Raw genomic sequence first — 14,187 nt, forward strand, 5'->3', positions numbered from 1 at the left:
GAGCAACGTGGTCGCGTTGCAGGAGTTGCTGACGGCTCAGGGAGCGTCTGTTTCTTTGGCTCGGATCAAGGCAGCTCTTGCCGCGCGCCACTCGAAGGAGAAGGCGAGCACTGCTGTTCACCACCTTCATGACTGGCTGAAGAGGAACTTTGGTGCGGGGGTCAGTGGCAAGGTTTTTCGTGAGGATGATGGGTGGGCCCTGCGGGACCCGAATTTCCCTCGGGAAATGGTTGGTCCTTACCTACTGGAAAGCAGCCTTTCTTGGCGTCCGACGGGTGATGGCGTGGAGGTTGGTGTTCCTCCGAGGGACGGCCGAGAGCAAGTGGTGATCCTGGAGCCGATGACGTTCGGGGTGCTACTCGTGTTCGTTGAATCTCGAGGGGAGCAGTTGACCTGGCAGGATGTACGGAGGAGTTCGCAACGCCTTATCCCGGCGTATCGACTGAGCTTCGACGCCGGAAGGACCGCTGTCGAAGGGCTGATACAGGAACTCGACGCGATGTTGGGTGCTGGATGGTTGGCGACGAACGAGCTACGGACGCACTGGTGGATGAGGGATCCATTGTGGGAGCGCTCAACGGATCGGTCGGCCACGCCGGCACTTGTCCTGCCTGCCGAGGCAGAGCATCCTTCCGTGTCGGCCCCTTACGGCCGTGCCTCCGCTGATGGTCCACCGGTTGTCGCCGGTGATGGCCGCCAACTGCTCGACTTTTTCGACGTGCCCAGGCCGCACTCTCTGCCCGTCCCGGTCGGCTCCACCATCTCCGGACAACCGCTCCAGTCGTCGAGATCGGACGATCTCCTGTCTGGCGACGGCGACAGCTTGTTTGACGGGGACGGCCGCCTGTCTGGCGACGGCGACAGCTTGTTTGACGGGGACGGCCGCCTGTCCGGCGACGACGACAGCCTGTTTGACGGGGACGGCCGCCTGTCCGGTGATGGCACGGTATCGGACGATATGCCAGGTATCGAGGAGGAAGCCGCACCCGTTGCACCCCAACCCCCGATCGATCTTGCCGCTACGTTCGGCGGTTCGAACTTCGATGGTGACGATTTTGCTCCCGGAGGTGAGGGACTCCAGCTGGACGGGGCTGATCTGACCGCGTGGTGGCACTCGGAAGGTTTCTTTGCCGCAGGTCTGGCTGATGGGTCCTGGGATCCGATGCAGATCGACCACCAGAGCATGGAGTTAGCAGGCAGCCCATCGATGGATATGGATCACAGGCAGGGGCTGGACTTGGGACAGATCCCCTTTGACATCAGGCTCATAGTGAACGACGTAGTGGCACAGCCAGACTCTGCAGGAGTATGGGCGGATCTGATCGAGATGGACATGCCGACTGCCGATCGCGAAGCCCACGCGGTCATGGTGCGCGCGACAGGTTTTGCACTCGGGGATCAGCAAGGCGATGGCGAGAGGGCGCAGCGCCTGCTGGATGCCCTCCCGCCGGTCTCGAATGAGTTCAGAGAGCAATGGGTGAACTGGCTCGAAGGAATCAGACCGGCTCCGGCTGCTCCTGTCGCAGATCTGATCGACAGACTGAGAGCGACCGGCAGCAGGCAGGGCGGACAGGTCGGGTGAGCCCTGTCACGTACGTGTTGTGCGGGCTACGGGAACGCACTTGTGGTCGAGCCCTGCAGCGGCCCTGCCGCTGGGAGCTCCGCAAGACCGATGTGCCACCGAGCCAGGCGGGCCTCGTCGTCTGGCCGTTCCCACCGGAGGATCTGAGTGTCTTTGAGCGACAGGCTGCGCGACGATGCCGCGGCGCTGCAGGCCGACCTGGTACAGCTGCGCCGTGACCTGCACCGTCATCCGGAGATCGGGCTGGATCTGCCACGTACGCAGCGGGCGGTGCGCAGCGAGCTGGACGAGCTGGGACTCGAGATCACGCTGGGGCGTGGGCTGAGTTCGGTGACCGCGGTGTTGCGCGGCGGACGGCCGGGGCCGGCGGTGTTGTTGCGTGCCGACATGGACGCGCTGCCGATCAGCGAGGCGACCGGGCTGGACTACGCCAGCCGGGTCGACGGGGCCATGCACGCCTGCGGGCACGATCTGCACACGGCCATGCTGGTGGGCGCGGCACGGTTGCTCAGCGCACATCGCGATGCGTTGCCCGGCGACGTGGTCTTCATGTTCCAGCCGGGGGAGGAGGGCTGGAACGGTGCCGGTCGGATGATCGAAGAAGGCGTGCTGGACGCGGCGGGGCAGCGGGTGTCCTCGGCCTACGCGCTGCACGTGCGGTCCTACAAAACCCCGCGCGGGCATGTCACCAGTCGACCCGGCACGGTGATGGCGGCCTTCGATGAGCTGCGGGTGACGGTGCGCGGACGCGGCGGCCACGGGTCCCTGCCGCACCGGGGGCGCGATCCGGTGACCACGGCGGCCGAGATGGTGACGGCGTTGCAGACGCTGGTCACGCGGCGCTTCGATGTCTTCGACCCGGTGGTCGTCACGGTCGGCCTGCTCCAGGCCGGGACGAGCGCCAGCACCATCCCGGACACGGCGCACTTCGCTGCGACGGTACGCACCTTCTCGGCGGCGAACCGCGCGGTCGTCCGTACCGAGACGCGGCGGCTGTGCGAGAGCATCGCGCAGGCGTACGGGTTGACCGCGGAGGTGGAGTACGACGAGAGGTATCCGGTGACGGTCAACGACGCTCGGCATCACGACTTCGCCCGTGCCGTGCTCTCCGACGTGCTCGGTGGTGAGCGGTTCTCACCCATGCCGTTCCCGGTCGCGAGCGCCGAGGACTTTTCCCGGGTGCTCGACGAGGTGCCGGGGTGCTATCTGATCCTGGGGGCCAGCGCCGCCGACGATCCTGAGACGGCGCCGGTCAACCACAGTCCGCGGGCGGTCTTCGACGACGCGGTGCTCTCCGATGGCGCCCTGGTGTTGGCCGAGCTGGCGTACCGGGCACTGGTCCGGGATGCTGCCGGCCTCGATCTTCCGGCCGCCGTGGGCTGACCGTACCTTGCCGGGCGAGTCACGATACCGGCGATGCACGGGGTCAGAGCCTCCAGCGGGCGGGTCCGTCGGGTGTGGGTTGGTAGCGGAAGACCTGGCCGGTGCGCAGGGATCGGCGTAGGTGCAGGCCGGCCAGGGGTGCTGCGCCCTCCATCCGCTGGATGGTGGTGCGCAGCGCGCGGGTGGCGTTGACGCGCGCGCGTTCGGCCTCGCTGGTGTGGGTGCGGGCTCGCCCGCCCAGGCCGGTCGCCCGGCGGAGTTCGGCGAGCAGGGCGTGGCGTTCACGCTCTGCGACGGCGGCCCGGTCGACGTCGCCGGCCCGGTCGGCGGCGTCCAGTTCGGCCTCCAGTTCCGCCAGTCGGTGCCGGTACCGTGCGCGGGCGGTCTGGTCCAGCAGCGGGTCGCCACCGGACACCCGGATGCCGGCCCCGCCGGCCACGAGGTCAAGGGCGGGGATCTCCTGATTGGGCGCGGTGAGCAGCGTGCGGAGGTAGCGCAGGCCGGTGGTGTCCCGGAGCCGGGCAGTTTCGGTGCCGGTGTCCAGCAGCCAGGTGTCGCCCTCGCGGGTGAGACGCCACTCGGCGGTGCCCCGGTCCGCACCACTGGGCTCGGGCGCGCTGACGGGGCGGGTGGCGGCGTCGAGCGTGCCGAGGACGCCGTCGAGGCGCAGCCGTTGCGCAATGGTCCGCGCCCGCTGCACGTCGTCGTCCACGTTCTCGTGGGTGGGGAACGCCGCGGCCCGGAGGGCGAGCGTTTCGGCGAGCCAGGGGAGGGCGCCGAGTCGTTCCTCGATCTTCGTCGCCGAGTCCCAGTGGGACATCGCCTCGTCGGTCATGCCGAGTCGGGCGGCCAGCCGGGCGAGGTAGTCGTCGACCGGACCGGTGATGGTGGCAGCGCCGGCCCAGACGACCAGGCGGCCGGCGAAGGGCAGCAGCGCGTGGTATAGCGTCCGGGCGCTCGCGGACGGACCGGTCCTCGCGGCCACGGCGGCCAGGTCGGCCAGTACGCCGACCCAGCGTGGGCCGGCTCCGGCGAGCACCGCGGGCAGCGCGCGTTCGAGTTCGAGTGCTGCTTCGGCTTCGTGGCCGGACTCGATGAGGGCGCGGGCCGCCGTGGCTTCGAAATGATGGCCGGGAAGCCGGCGGGCCAGCGCCTGCAGCTTCGGTGCCTCGGCCGCCGCCTCGCCGCGCACCATGGCGATGCGACCGCGCAGCGAGGCGACCAGCCGGTCGGTGTCGCTCACGCCGGCCCGGTGGCCGCCTTCGGCGACCTCGGCGGCGAGGGCCAGGGCGGTGTCGAATCGGCCGCGTACGGTGGCGAGCATGGCCTGGCGGGCGGCCACCACGACGGCCGTCTCGGCATGGCCGGCCGCGGCGCCGATCCGGGCGTACGTGGCAAGGGCGGTCTCGGCCGCGGTGAGGTCGGCCCGCTCCGCGTGCGCGGTGAAGGCCCACATCAGGCCGCGCAGTTCCAGTGCCACGTCTCCGGCACGTCGTGCGTACGTGATGATGTCCGTCGCGACGGCCAGCCGTTCCCGGGCGGCCACCGGGTCCCACAGGGCGTGCAGACCGCAGTCGTGGACCTCCGCGATCGTGCCGGCGTCGTCCGTCTGGCGTGCCAGCGCCACGGCTTCGTCGACGAGCGCGCGGCGGCGGTCCGCGGCGGTGGGGTCGCTCAGCAGTTCCCGGGCGAGACGGGCGAGTATCCGGGCGCGGACGGGCGGTGGCGCCGGCGCCGCGGCCGCGGCTTCCAGGAGGCGCAGCAGGCCGGTGTCGAGGTCGAGGAACTCCGCCCGCGACGGCGTCGCCAGCGCCAGGTGCGTCAAGGGTTCGCCGTCGACGTCGGCCAGTTCGAGCGCCGCGGCGAGGGCGGGCCCGGGAAGCCCCGCCGAGAGAAGCCACACCGCGTGTACGGCGTCGGCTGAGCTGTCCGGCAGCAGGTCGGCCAGTTCGGTCTCGGTGAGGGCGCGTAGGCGTAGCACGCCGAGCGGCGGAGCCATCGTGTCCGGCGGGTCGAAGGGTTCCCGGGCGGCCACGATGGCCGTGGCACCCGAGTCCAACCAGGCCGCGAGATGTGCCAGGGCCACGGCCGGCGGCCGGCCGTCGCGGTCCAGGTCGTCGACGAGCACCAGCCGCCGTCCGCTCTCGACGGTCGATGGCGGCCCCGTAACGGTCTGGAGTCGGGTCACCGGCAGCCCGCGTTCGCCGGCCAGCTCGACCGCGGCCTCCAGCAGCGCGGTCTTGCCTGCACCGGGTGGTCCGCTCACCAGGAGCCACCCGCCGGAGCGGTCGAGGAAACACGTGAGTGCGGCCAACTCACGTCGGCGTCCGATCAGCTTCACCTCCGCAATCCTGCCCTGTCCCGCCGGTGCCAGCGCCGGCCCTCTGTGATCCGCTTCATGAACGGTTCGTACCCGGCGTTGTTACGCCCACTTGGTGTGTCTGCCACCTGCTGCCGCATTGGCCTGATCCATCCCTGGCTTGTCGATACGTCCCTTGACATCCCGTAACCATCATGCAATACATTGCATTCCGTCTGATGCGCCCTTGTCGCCGGGTCGTCGCTCTGCGTCACCGAGGGCGTGTCGCGGAGGCGGGGACAGATGGTGCCCGCCGGCACCGGAAAGGGTGGAACCATGTCCTCGGCCGTAGCGGCGTCCGTCGACCAACTCGGCGCCTTCCACGGTCTGCTGCTGCGGATGTCCGGGCGACTGCCCGACGAACTGATCACGGCCTGCCGCCGCTGGCTGGCCCAGGGTGAGTTCGTGGAGATCGCGCAGGGAATTCTCTTCGCCGCGCTCGCCGGACAGGTGGCGATGACCGACCCCGACGTGGCCCTGCTCGCTGGCACCCTTGCCGAGGCGGGGGAGGACACCGAAGCCCTCTCCGACATTCAGCGCGCGGTCACCGAGCCGCTGCCGATGTACGGGCTGGCCCCGGTCAGTCCGGACGAGCTCGCTGAACACGGCGACGCAGTGCCGTACAGCATCGACCTGACCATGCCCTACGACGGCCCGGGCAGCCTGGACGAGATCGACCGGACCGCGGTCGCGGCGGTCGCGGCGCAGTCCCACGACGCCGTGGCGGTGACGGCGCTGTGGCGTGCCTGGCGGTTTCCCGCCATCGACACACGATGGCCACCCCCACGCCGGGTCTACCTGATGCAGGGCGGCGAACAGGCAGCCCTGCCCGCCCTGGCGGCCCGCGTCCAGGAAGCACTGGAGCTGGCCGGCGAGACGGATCCACAGGTCGAAGCGTTCCTCGACCCGGATGACCTGCCGGCGTACCAGCGCACCGCGCTCGGATTCTCCACCCTGCTCTGGACCGCCGCCCCGCCGGTGGTGCCACGCGTGGCCCGGGTCTACGACACCTTCGACCCGGAACACGGACCCGGATTCGCGCCTGACCACCCCCAACTCGACGACGAGGAACGCGAGCGGGTGCTGGGCTACCTGGCCCAGGGAGCACCGCTGCTGATCGCGCCAACCCGAGGCCCGGACGTGGTGGACCCGGCCGCCGGTGCGGTGGTGCCCACCGGATTCTTCACCGACGGTCACTGGATCTGGACCGATGCCGCCGCCTACTACCTGCGGGTGCACGGGCTGGCCCCGGATCCCGACCTGCTCGCAGCGATCCGCGGCAACGACTATGAATCGCCCGACGTCGACGTGATTGCCCTGCATCGGGCGCTGGCCACCCTCTACGCCCCAGTGATGGAGGAAGACAGCCGTGCCGAGCCCGGCCCGGAAAGCGATGCGTAGTGAACGCCAGGTGCCCACGATGTCCCCTGCGGGAAGCGGGCAGTCGGCCCCGACCATCACCGTGGAGTCCGTCGGACAGACATTGGCCTTGCTGGGTGCGGCCGACCAGCGTACGCGGACGCTTGCGCTGGCGGTCAGTCTGCCCGTCGAGGCGGCCAGGCGGGCGGTGGTGACCGCCCCGTCGGTCACCGCACGACCCGACCTGTTCGAGTTGCTTCCGGAAGTGCTGACCGAACATCTGGGCGGCGTCGCGGCCGGGATCCGGTTGGTGCCGCTCGGCCCGTACGACAGGTCGGTCGATCCGAGCGTCGAGGTGCGCCGCCTGGCCGAGTGGATCGGGCAGGAGGTCGCCATTCCACTGGTCGAGCTGCCGGTCACGGCGGACTTCGTGCTCGCACCCATGCCGTGGGCGGTGTCGGCCCCGCACTCCCCGGCCCGGACCGAACCCCGCTGGCCGCTCCCGCCGCCTCCACCGCGGGTGCCGACCCCTGTCGCTTCGCCCCCGCCGGTGCCTGACCCTGTCGCGCCGCCTCCGTCGGAGCCGGCTCGACCGTCGCCGCCGGTCGAGCGGCCGGCAGCCGGAGTGGGCCTCGTCGACCACCGCTGGCCGCACCTGGCCACCCTTCCGAACGGGGGATTGGTCGACCTGCCGGCCCGGCGACCGCCCCGCGTCTGGCTGCCACCTCGTCGCGTGTCCCGCCCGGCGCGGGACGCACGGGTGGCCGTACCGGCGAGCGCCGCCGATGCGTCCGGCGCGGCGCCGGACGGGCGCTTTCCTGCGCTACCGGGTGTACGCACTGCCGCCGGCTGGTCGTTCGTTGCCGAGCCGGCGATGGGCGACGGTCCCGTCCTGGCCGGCTTCCTGGTCGAGATCACGGTGCACGTGACCGGTTTCCGGGTGGACGGCCGGCCGGTGGCCCCGCGCAGCCTGGCGAAACTGATCGCACGGTGTCGATCGGGCGACCCGCGTCCGGTGGTGGTCGTCACCGACGGCGTACGGGTCCAGGGGGCCGCCGCCGACCTGCTCTTCGGCGGGCTCGCCGACGGGCTGGACGTGTCGGTGTACGCCGCCGACGGGGCGGTCAGCCGTACCGCGACCGGCCTGCTGCAGACCGCCGGGACCTTCCGCCGCTGGGCTCCGCGAGCGCCAGGCCGGCCCGCCGGCACGGGTCGGGGACACGACCAGGGACCGGTGCTGCCGGCCCGACCGTCGGCCCGATCCCGCTGGGCCAGGCCACGCCCGGTACCGCTCGATCCGGGGCGCGGCGTCCTCTTCAACCCCGCACGGTGGATCGCAGCGGCGCGACCGGCCCCGCTCGACCCGCCGCCGCTGCCCGTGCCACCGATGCCCGCGGCGCCGCCGGTTCCCGCGACGGACACCACACCACCGGTACCGCCGGTTTCCGCGGCGGACACCACACCACCGGCACCGCCGGTTCCCGCGCCCCGCTGGCTGGTGCAGGACGACATCGCGCAACTCGTCGCCGACCGGTCGGCGCTGCGGCAGGTTCTCGGCGGCCGGTACGACGCGCACGCCCGGGTGGTGGCCCGGACGCTGGCGCAGTCACCCGGACTACGGGCGGTGGGTGGCGGGTCGGGCGAGCTCACCGCCGGGCTGGTGGCGCTGCTGGCGTACTGCGAGCGCGAACGTGAACCGGTGAACCAGATGCTGCGTGGCGGCGGCCCGGACGCCGAGGTCGACCGCCTCGCGCTGGTGGCCCGCTTCGCCGCCTACGGGCTGCGCCGGTTGCCGTCGGTGCTGGGCCCGGTCTTCCGGTCCGGTCCGGCCAACTCCCGGCTGGCCGCCGGCTACCGGGCCGGAGCGGTGCTGAACGAACCCGCATTCCTGGAGGTCGACCTCGCTGTCGCGCCGGCCCCTGAGCAGAACAGTCTCCGGTACGCGATCTGGTCGGTCAGCGCCCACCGGCTGGACAACCTGGGCAGTGCCAGCCGACCTGCGGCGATCTTCCCGCCCGGCAGCCGGTTTCAGGTGCTGGCGGTCGACGACGACACCTCCGGCCGGGGAGCGCGCATCCTGCTGCGTGACCTTGCCGCATCTCCCCGAAACGGCCGGGACAGCGTCGAACGGATCCTGGACCGGTTGCGCACCACCGGCCAGGGCGACGCACCACCCGGTGTCACCGCCGTACCGCTGGCTTTCGCCCCCGGCCTGGACGACGCCGGCCGGCCCTTCCCCGCGCCGACGTCCACCGTCGGCGCGCTCTCGGCACGTGAGGATGGACGAACGTGAGCAGCAGGATGCTGTCGGTGTCGGCGACCGAGCCGGGATGCCTGCCGAGCATCACCGCGGCGCTGGCCGTGGCCGGCCCCAGTGCCATGGTCGTGGTCCAACCGGGCATCTACCGGGAGCAGCTGCGGCTGTCCGGAGATGTCACGGTGGTCGCCGAGGACGGACCTGGCACCGTGACCATCGACGGTGGCGACGGGGTGGTGGTTTTCGTCGGCGGCGGGAACGTGACGCTGCGCGGCCTGAGCGTGAGCGGTGGTGCGCCCAACCTCCCCGCGGTGCAGGTCGGGCACGGGACGCTGCACGCGACCGGATGTGCGGTCACCGGCCGGGGAATCGTCGCGGTGCACGTGCCCGGCGGCCGAGTGGAGCTGCGTGACTGTCAGGTCAGCAATCCCCACGGCGCCGGCCTGCTGTTCGAGCGCGGCGCAGGCGGTACGGTCAGCGACAGCACGATCCGGGACGTGGGCAGCACCGGAGCGGTGATCATCGGTGGTGCGGATCCGCTGCTGCGCGGCTGCACCTTCACCGACATCGGAGGCGTCGGAGTGCTGTCCAGCCAGGACGGCCGGGGCGCTCTCGAGGAGTGCGAGCTCACCGCAATCGACGGACCGGCGGTGGCAGTGGAGGAGGGCGGCGCGCTGCGCCTGGTCCGCAGCCGACTGCACGACCTGCCCGGGTCGGGCGTGGCGGTGACCGGCGGCCGACCGCTGCTGGAGGAGTGCGAGGTCCACACCGCCGGTGGGCACGGGGTGGTGCTGTCCGGCACCGCCGACCCGGTGCTGCGGGGCTGCCGGATCCGGGATGTCGCCGGCCACGGCCTGGTCGTACTCGAGCACGCCACCGGCTCGTTCACCGACGGCACGATCGACGGCGCCGAGGCCGCGGCGATCGCGGTCGGCGGATCGGCGGCGCCGCTGATCGACGGGGGCCGGGTGAACGCCGGAGCAGGTGGCGGGCTGCTGTTCGAATCCGAGGCGACGGGCACCGTGCGCCGGCTGACCGTGCAGGGCGGGCCGACCGGACTGGTGGTCGGTGGATCGGCCGCGCCGCTGGTGGAGGAGTGCACCATCGCCGAGAGCCGGGAGTACGGCGTACGGCTGCTCGGTCAGGCACGCCCGACGATCCGGAGTTCGCGGATCGAACGATGCACCACGGGCGGGTTCCTGGTCGAGGCCGGCACGACGCTCGTCAGCGACGAGGTGGTCGTACCCGACTGCGGCGTCGGGCTCCAGGTCGAAGGGACGGCAACGGTCAACGGATCGGACATCGGTGGTGCCCGTAGGGTCGGCATCCTGGTTCAGCGGGAGGGGAACCTCACCCTGCTCCGTACCCGGGTGCACCGCAGCGGCGGTCCGGGTGTGCGGTTCGCCGCTGGCACGTCCGGCCGGGTGGACGGGTGCGAGCTGTTGGAGAACGTGGGCGAGGGCCTGCTTCGAGAGACGTCCGGACCGCTCCAGGTGACGGCGACCGTGCAGGTCGGCAACGGCGACGCCCGCTCGGCGGGTTCCGGCAGCGGATCGGTCACCGCCACCGGCCCCACCAACGGAACGGCCGCGCTGGCCGACCGGGTGGCGGTGCGGTCGCCCCGGGCCGCGGCGGGGGACGGCGGTTCGCCCTCGCCGCACGACGGGCCCGCCGATCCCGCCGGCCCGCTGCTGGCCGAACTGGACGCGCTGGTCGGGCTCGCCGGAGTCAAGCATGAGGTGGCGACGCTGGTCGGCCTGCACCGGGTGGGCCAACGTCGGGCCGCCGCCGGTCTGCCGGTGCCGCCGATGTCGCGGCACATGGTCTTCGCCGGGGCTCCCGGAACCGGCAAGACCACCGTCGCCCGGTTGTACGGGCGCATCCTCGCCACGCTCGGCGTGCTCAACACCGGCCAGTTGGTCGAGGTGGCCCGCGCCGACCTGGTCGCCGAGCACATCGGCGGCACGGCGGTGAGGACCACGGAGAAGTTCAACGAGGCGCTGGGCGGGGTCCTCTTCATCGACGAGGCGTACACCCTGTCGCCGGTGGACGGTGGCGGCAGCGGGCACGACTTCGGACGGGAAGCCATCGACACCCTGGTCAAGCTGATGGAGGACCACCGGGACGAAATCGTGGTGATCGTGGCCGGCTACTCGGCTCAGATGCGGGCCTTCCTGGACTCCAATCCCGGGCTGGCGTCCCGGTTCGCCAAGTCGGTGGAGTTCGAGAGCTACTCGACCGATGACCTGGTGACCATCGTGGAGCGCCTGTGCAGCACCCACCACTACTCGTTGGAGTACGACACCCGCCTCGCCCTGGCTCGACTGTTCGACGCGATGCCCAGGGACGCGAACTTCGGTAACGCCCGAGTCGCCCGCAAGGTGTTCGAGGAGATGATCGGGCGACAGGCGTACCGGCTGTCGCAGGCCTCCTCCTCCGACGGGGTGGAACTGGCCCGACTGCTACCTCAGGATCTCGGCGTCCCGCCGGCCGGCGGGGTGCAGGGCGGCGCGGCGCGGACGGACGAGGTCGACACGTTGCTCGACCGGCTGCAGGCGATGATCGGGTTGGCCGAGGTGAAGCGGGAAGTGTCCGATCTGATCGATCTGCTGGCCACGATCCGGACCCGGGTGAGCGCGGGACTGCCGGCACCGGCCATCTCCCGGCACGTGGTCTTCTCGGGCCCGCCGGGCACCGGTAAGACCACCGTCGCCCGACTCTACGGACAGCTGCTGGCCGCTCTCGGCGCGCTACCCAAGGGCCAGCTGATCGAGGTGGCCCGGGCCGACCTGGTCGGTGAGTACATCGGCCACACCGCCCAGCGCACCCGGGAGGCGTTCGAGCGGGCCCGGGGCGGCGTCCTCTTCATCGACGAGGCCTACACGCTGGCGCCGCCGGACGCGGGGCAGGATTTCGGCCGGGAGGCCATCGACACCCTGGTCAAGCTGATGGAGGACCACCGTGACGAGGTGGTGGTCATCGCCGCCGGATACGACGAGGAGATCGAAGCCTTCCTGGCGGCGAACGCGGGTCTCGCCTCCCGTTTCTCCCGCCGGATCCACTTCACCCATTACAGCCCCGACGAACTGGTCGCGATCTTCCAGGCGCTCGCATCGGCGAACGGATACGAGTGCCCGGGCACGACGTTGATCGCGTTGCGTGAGCACTTCGAGCGTGTGCCACGAGGACGAACCTTCGGCAACGGACGGTATGCGCGGCAGCTCCTGGAGGATTCGATCACCCGTCAAGCGGGTCGGCTGCGGACACTCGGCACGCCGACCGTCGAACAACTGCGGGCTTTGCTGGCGTCGGACATCTCGCCGACGACCAGCGCCAGAGCCTGATTCCGTGATGCCGTCTACTCGGGTTGGTAGCTGCTCGTGACGTTCATCGACGGGGAAAGAAAATCCCCGCAATCACTCACCGACGACGACCGGCCTGCCGACGACGTGCTGGCGACGTCCAGGATGCGGGCCCTGCATGCGGATTATGCAGAGGACCTGCACCGGTTCCTGCTGCGGCTGTCCTGGGGCGACCGGCATCTGGCCGATGACCTGTTGCAGGAGACCATGCTGCAAGCCTGGCGTCACCTGGACAAACTGCCGGCGGAGCGAGAGGCGTCGCGGCGCTGGTTGTTCGTCGTGGCCCGTCGGATCGCCATCGACGCGGCGCGCGCCCGGCAGGCCCGGCCGGTGGAGATCGGCACGAGCGACCTCACGCGCCTGGCGGGAGGAGTCGACACCACCGAGGACGTGGTGGCCGAGCAGACGATCCGGCGAGCGCTACCCAAGCTCACTCCGGCTCACCGGGCCGTGCTGGTGGAACTGTATTTCCTGGGACGCTCGACCGAAGAGGCCGCAGCCCGGCTGGGCATCCCCGAGGGGACCGTGAAATCGCGGGCATTCTATGCCCTACGGTCACTCCGGGCGGCTGTCGGACGGATCGACGAGGGCTGACGCAGCGGTTGGTGGCCCGACGACGTGAACCAACTCCCCGGCTCGATCGTTGTTCAGTTTGATCTCGGTTACCCGGCAGTATCGGTGGTTGGTAGCGTCACAGACGAGCCATGACACGGAGCGGACCCGACACGCCCTATGAGAGACCACAGCGAAGGCCACCGCGGCACCTGCCTGGACGGCGCCCCGTACCTTCTGGGGGCCCTGCGACCCGTTGCGGCGTACGCCTTCGAGGAGCACCTCATCGAGTGCGGCACGTGCCAGGACGCTTGCGACGACCTGGGCCCGATCGCCACCGTTCTGAGCGGGATTCCGACCGCCGAGGCGATCGTCCTGCTCGAAGGAAGGATCTGCGCGGCGGCCGAGGGGCGTGAAGCGCCGCCGGCGAGGACGCGGCGGCAGATCGGCTGACCCGGCACCCGTCGTGCTGGTGGATCATCTGCTTCTCTTTACCGCACGTTCGCGAGCCGTCCACCATGGAAGGTGCGTGCGTTATCGCGCGGCGGCCAGCATGAGCGATGTCTTCGGCAGCCGGGACGCGTGGAAAACCGGCTGACCGGCCAGATGCATCACATCGATGGCTGTCGCGCTGGAATCGCTCACTTTCGAGGAACTGGATCCCGCGTCCGTGGGGCCGCCCCGCGAGATGGAGCTCGCAGGGGCGGATGACCGGTCACCCCCGGCACGGTTGGCGGAAAGTGCGACTCCTGGCGGGCCGTTGCGGTCAACTGGGGGTGTCGTGGCGATCGAGGTTCCGGATTCTGTGGCGCGGTTTTTTGCTGCGTTGACGGGTGAGTTGTTTCCGGGTGTGTTGCCGGAGCGGATTGCGGGGTTGGCGCGGTCGTTGGGCTCGGTGGCGGCGGAATTGTCGGCTGCGGGTGGGGAGTTGGTGGTGGCGGCGGGGGTGATGGGTCGTGGTGTGCGGGGGGAGGCGGGGCGGGCGTTTGTGGAGGCGGTGCGGGGTGTGCGGGGGGTGCTGGATTCGGGGCCGGGGTTTGTGCGGTCTGTGGCGGGGGTGTTGTTGCAGTTCGCGGCGTTGGTTTTGTATGTGCAGGTCGCGGTTTTTATGATCGCGGCTCTGTTTTTGGTTGAGTTGTTGGTGGCGTTGAAGTTGTTCTGGGTTAATCCGGGGTTGTTGGCGCAGTGGTCGGTGCGGGTGCCGGTGGTGCGCCGGGTGATTTCTGGGTTGTTGTCGCGGGTGGGGCGGGAGGTGGTGTTGGATGCGGCGTTCAATGTGGTTTTTGAGTTGTTGATGGATGTGGTGGCGCAGGTGGCGTCGCGGAAGCGGGGG

At 70.6% G+C, this 14,187-nt stretch carries 9 protein-coding genes; 7 read left to right on the forward strand and 2 right to left on the reverse strand.

Annotation, left to right across the window (positions count from 1 at the left end; translation table 11 throughout):
- Positions 1–1,582: hypothetical protein (locus Vqi01_RS07685; RefSeq protein WP_204033901.1), on the forward strand; the 1,582-nt coding region annotated here is incomplete at its 5' end.
- Between the two features lie 147 nt (positions 1,583–1,729).
- Entirely contained in the window at positions 1,730–2,965 is a 1,236-nt protein-coding gene (locus Vqi01_RS07690; protein ID WP_239098248.1) for a M20 metallopeptidase family protein, read from the forward strand.
- A gap of 43 nt (positions 2,966–3,008) precedes the next feature.
- On the opposite strand, the gene Vqi01_RS07695 is transcribed toward Vqi01_RS07690, so the two are convergent.
- Positions 3,009–5,306 (reverse strand): ATP-binding protein, encoded by a 2,298-nt coding sequence (locus Vqi01_RS07695; RefSeq protein ID WP_204033903.1) that lies wholly within the window; start codon positions 5,304–5,306, stop codon positions 3,009–3,011.
- Positions 5,307–5,600: 294 nt separating this feature from the next.
- On the opposite strand from Vqi01_RS07695, the gene Vqi01_RS07700 reads away from it, so the two are divergent.
- The 5 genes from Vqi01_RS07700 to Vqi01_RS07720 all read left to right on the forward strand — a co-directional run bounded on the left by Vqi01_RS07700 (position 5,601) and on the right by Vqi01_RS07720 (position 13,307).
- The gene (locus tag Vqi01_RS07700) at positions 5,601–6,725 is read left to right on the forward strand and encodes a hypothetical protein (RefSeq protein WP_204033904.1); all 1,125 of its coding nucleotides are present in this window, start codon (positions 5,601–5,603) and stop codon (positions 6,723–6,725) included.
- Between the two features lie 19 nt (positions 6,726–6,744).
- Positions 6,745–8,976 (forward strand): hypothetical protein, encoded by a 2,232-nt coding sequence (locus tag Vqi01_RS07705; protein ID WP_204033905.1) that lies wholly within the window; start codon positions 6,745–6,747, stop codon positions 8,974–8,976.
- A complete protein-coding gene (locus tag Vqi01_RS07710; protein WP_204033906.1) occupies positions 8,973–12,284 on the forward strand; it encodes a right-handed parallel beta-helix repeat-containing protein in 3,312 nt (1,103 codons plus the stop codon). Before Vqi01_RS07705 ends, Vqi01_RS07710 begins: the two co-directional genes overlap by 4 nt.
- A 36-nt stretch (positions 12,285–12,320) precedes the next feature.
- On the forward strand, positions 12,321–12,896 hold the full coding sequence (locus Vqi01_RS07715; RefSeq protein ID WP_239098249.1) for a sigma-70 family RNA polymerase sigma factor: 576 nt from the start codon (positions 12,321–12,323) through the stop codon (positions 12,894–12,896).
- Between the two features lie 138 nt (positions 12,897–13,034).
- Positions 13,035–13,307 (forward strand): hypothetical protein, encoded by a 273-nt coding sequence (locus tag Vqi01_RS07720; protein WP_204033907.1) that lies wholly within the window; start codon positions 13,035–13,037, stop codon positions 13,305–13,307.
- Positions 13,308–13,388: 81 nt separating this feature from the next.
- On the opposite strand, the gene Vqi01_RS07725 is transcribed toward Vqi01_RS07720, so the two are convergent.
- On the reverse strand, positions 13,389–14,129 hold the full coding sequence (locus Vqi01_RS07725) for a hypothetical protein (RefSeq protein WP_204033908.1): 741 nt from the start codon (positions 14,127–14,129) through the stop codon (positions 13,389–13,391).
- Positions 14,130–14,187: the final 58 nt, after the last annotated feature.

It is taken from the genome of Micromonospora qiuiae, from assembly GCF_016863555.1.
In the GTDB taxonomy this organism is placed as follows: Bacteria; Actinomycetota; Actinomycetes; order Mycobacteriales; family Micromonosporaceae; genus Micromonospora; species Micromonospora qiuiae.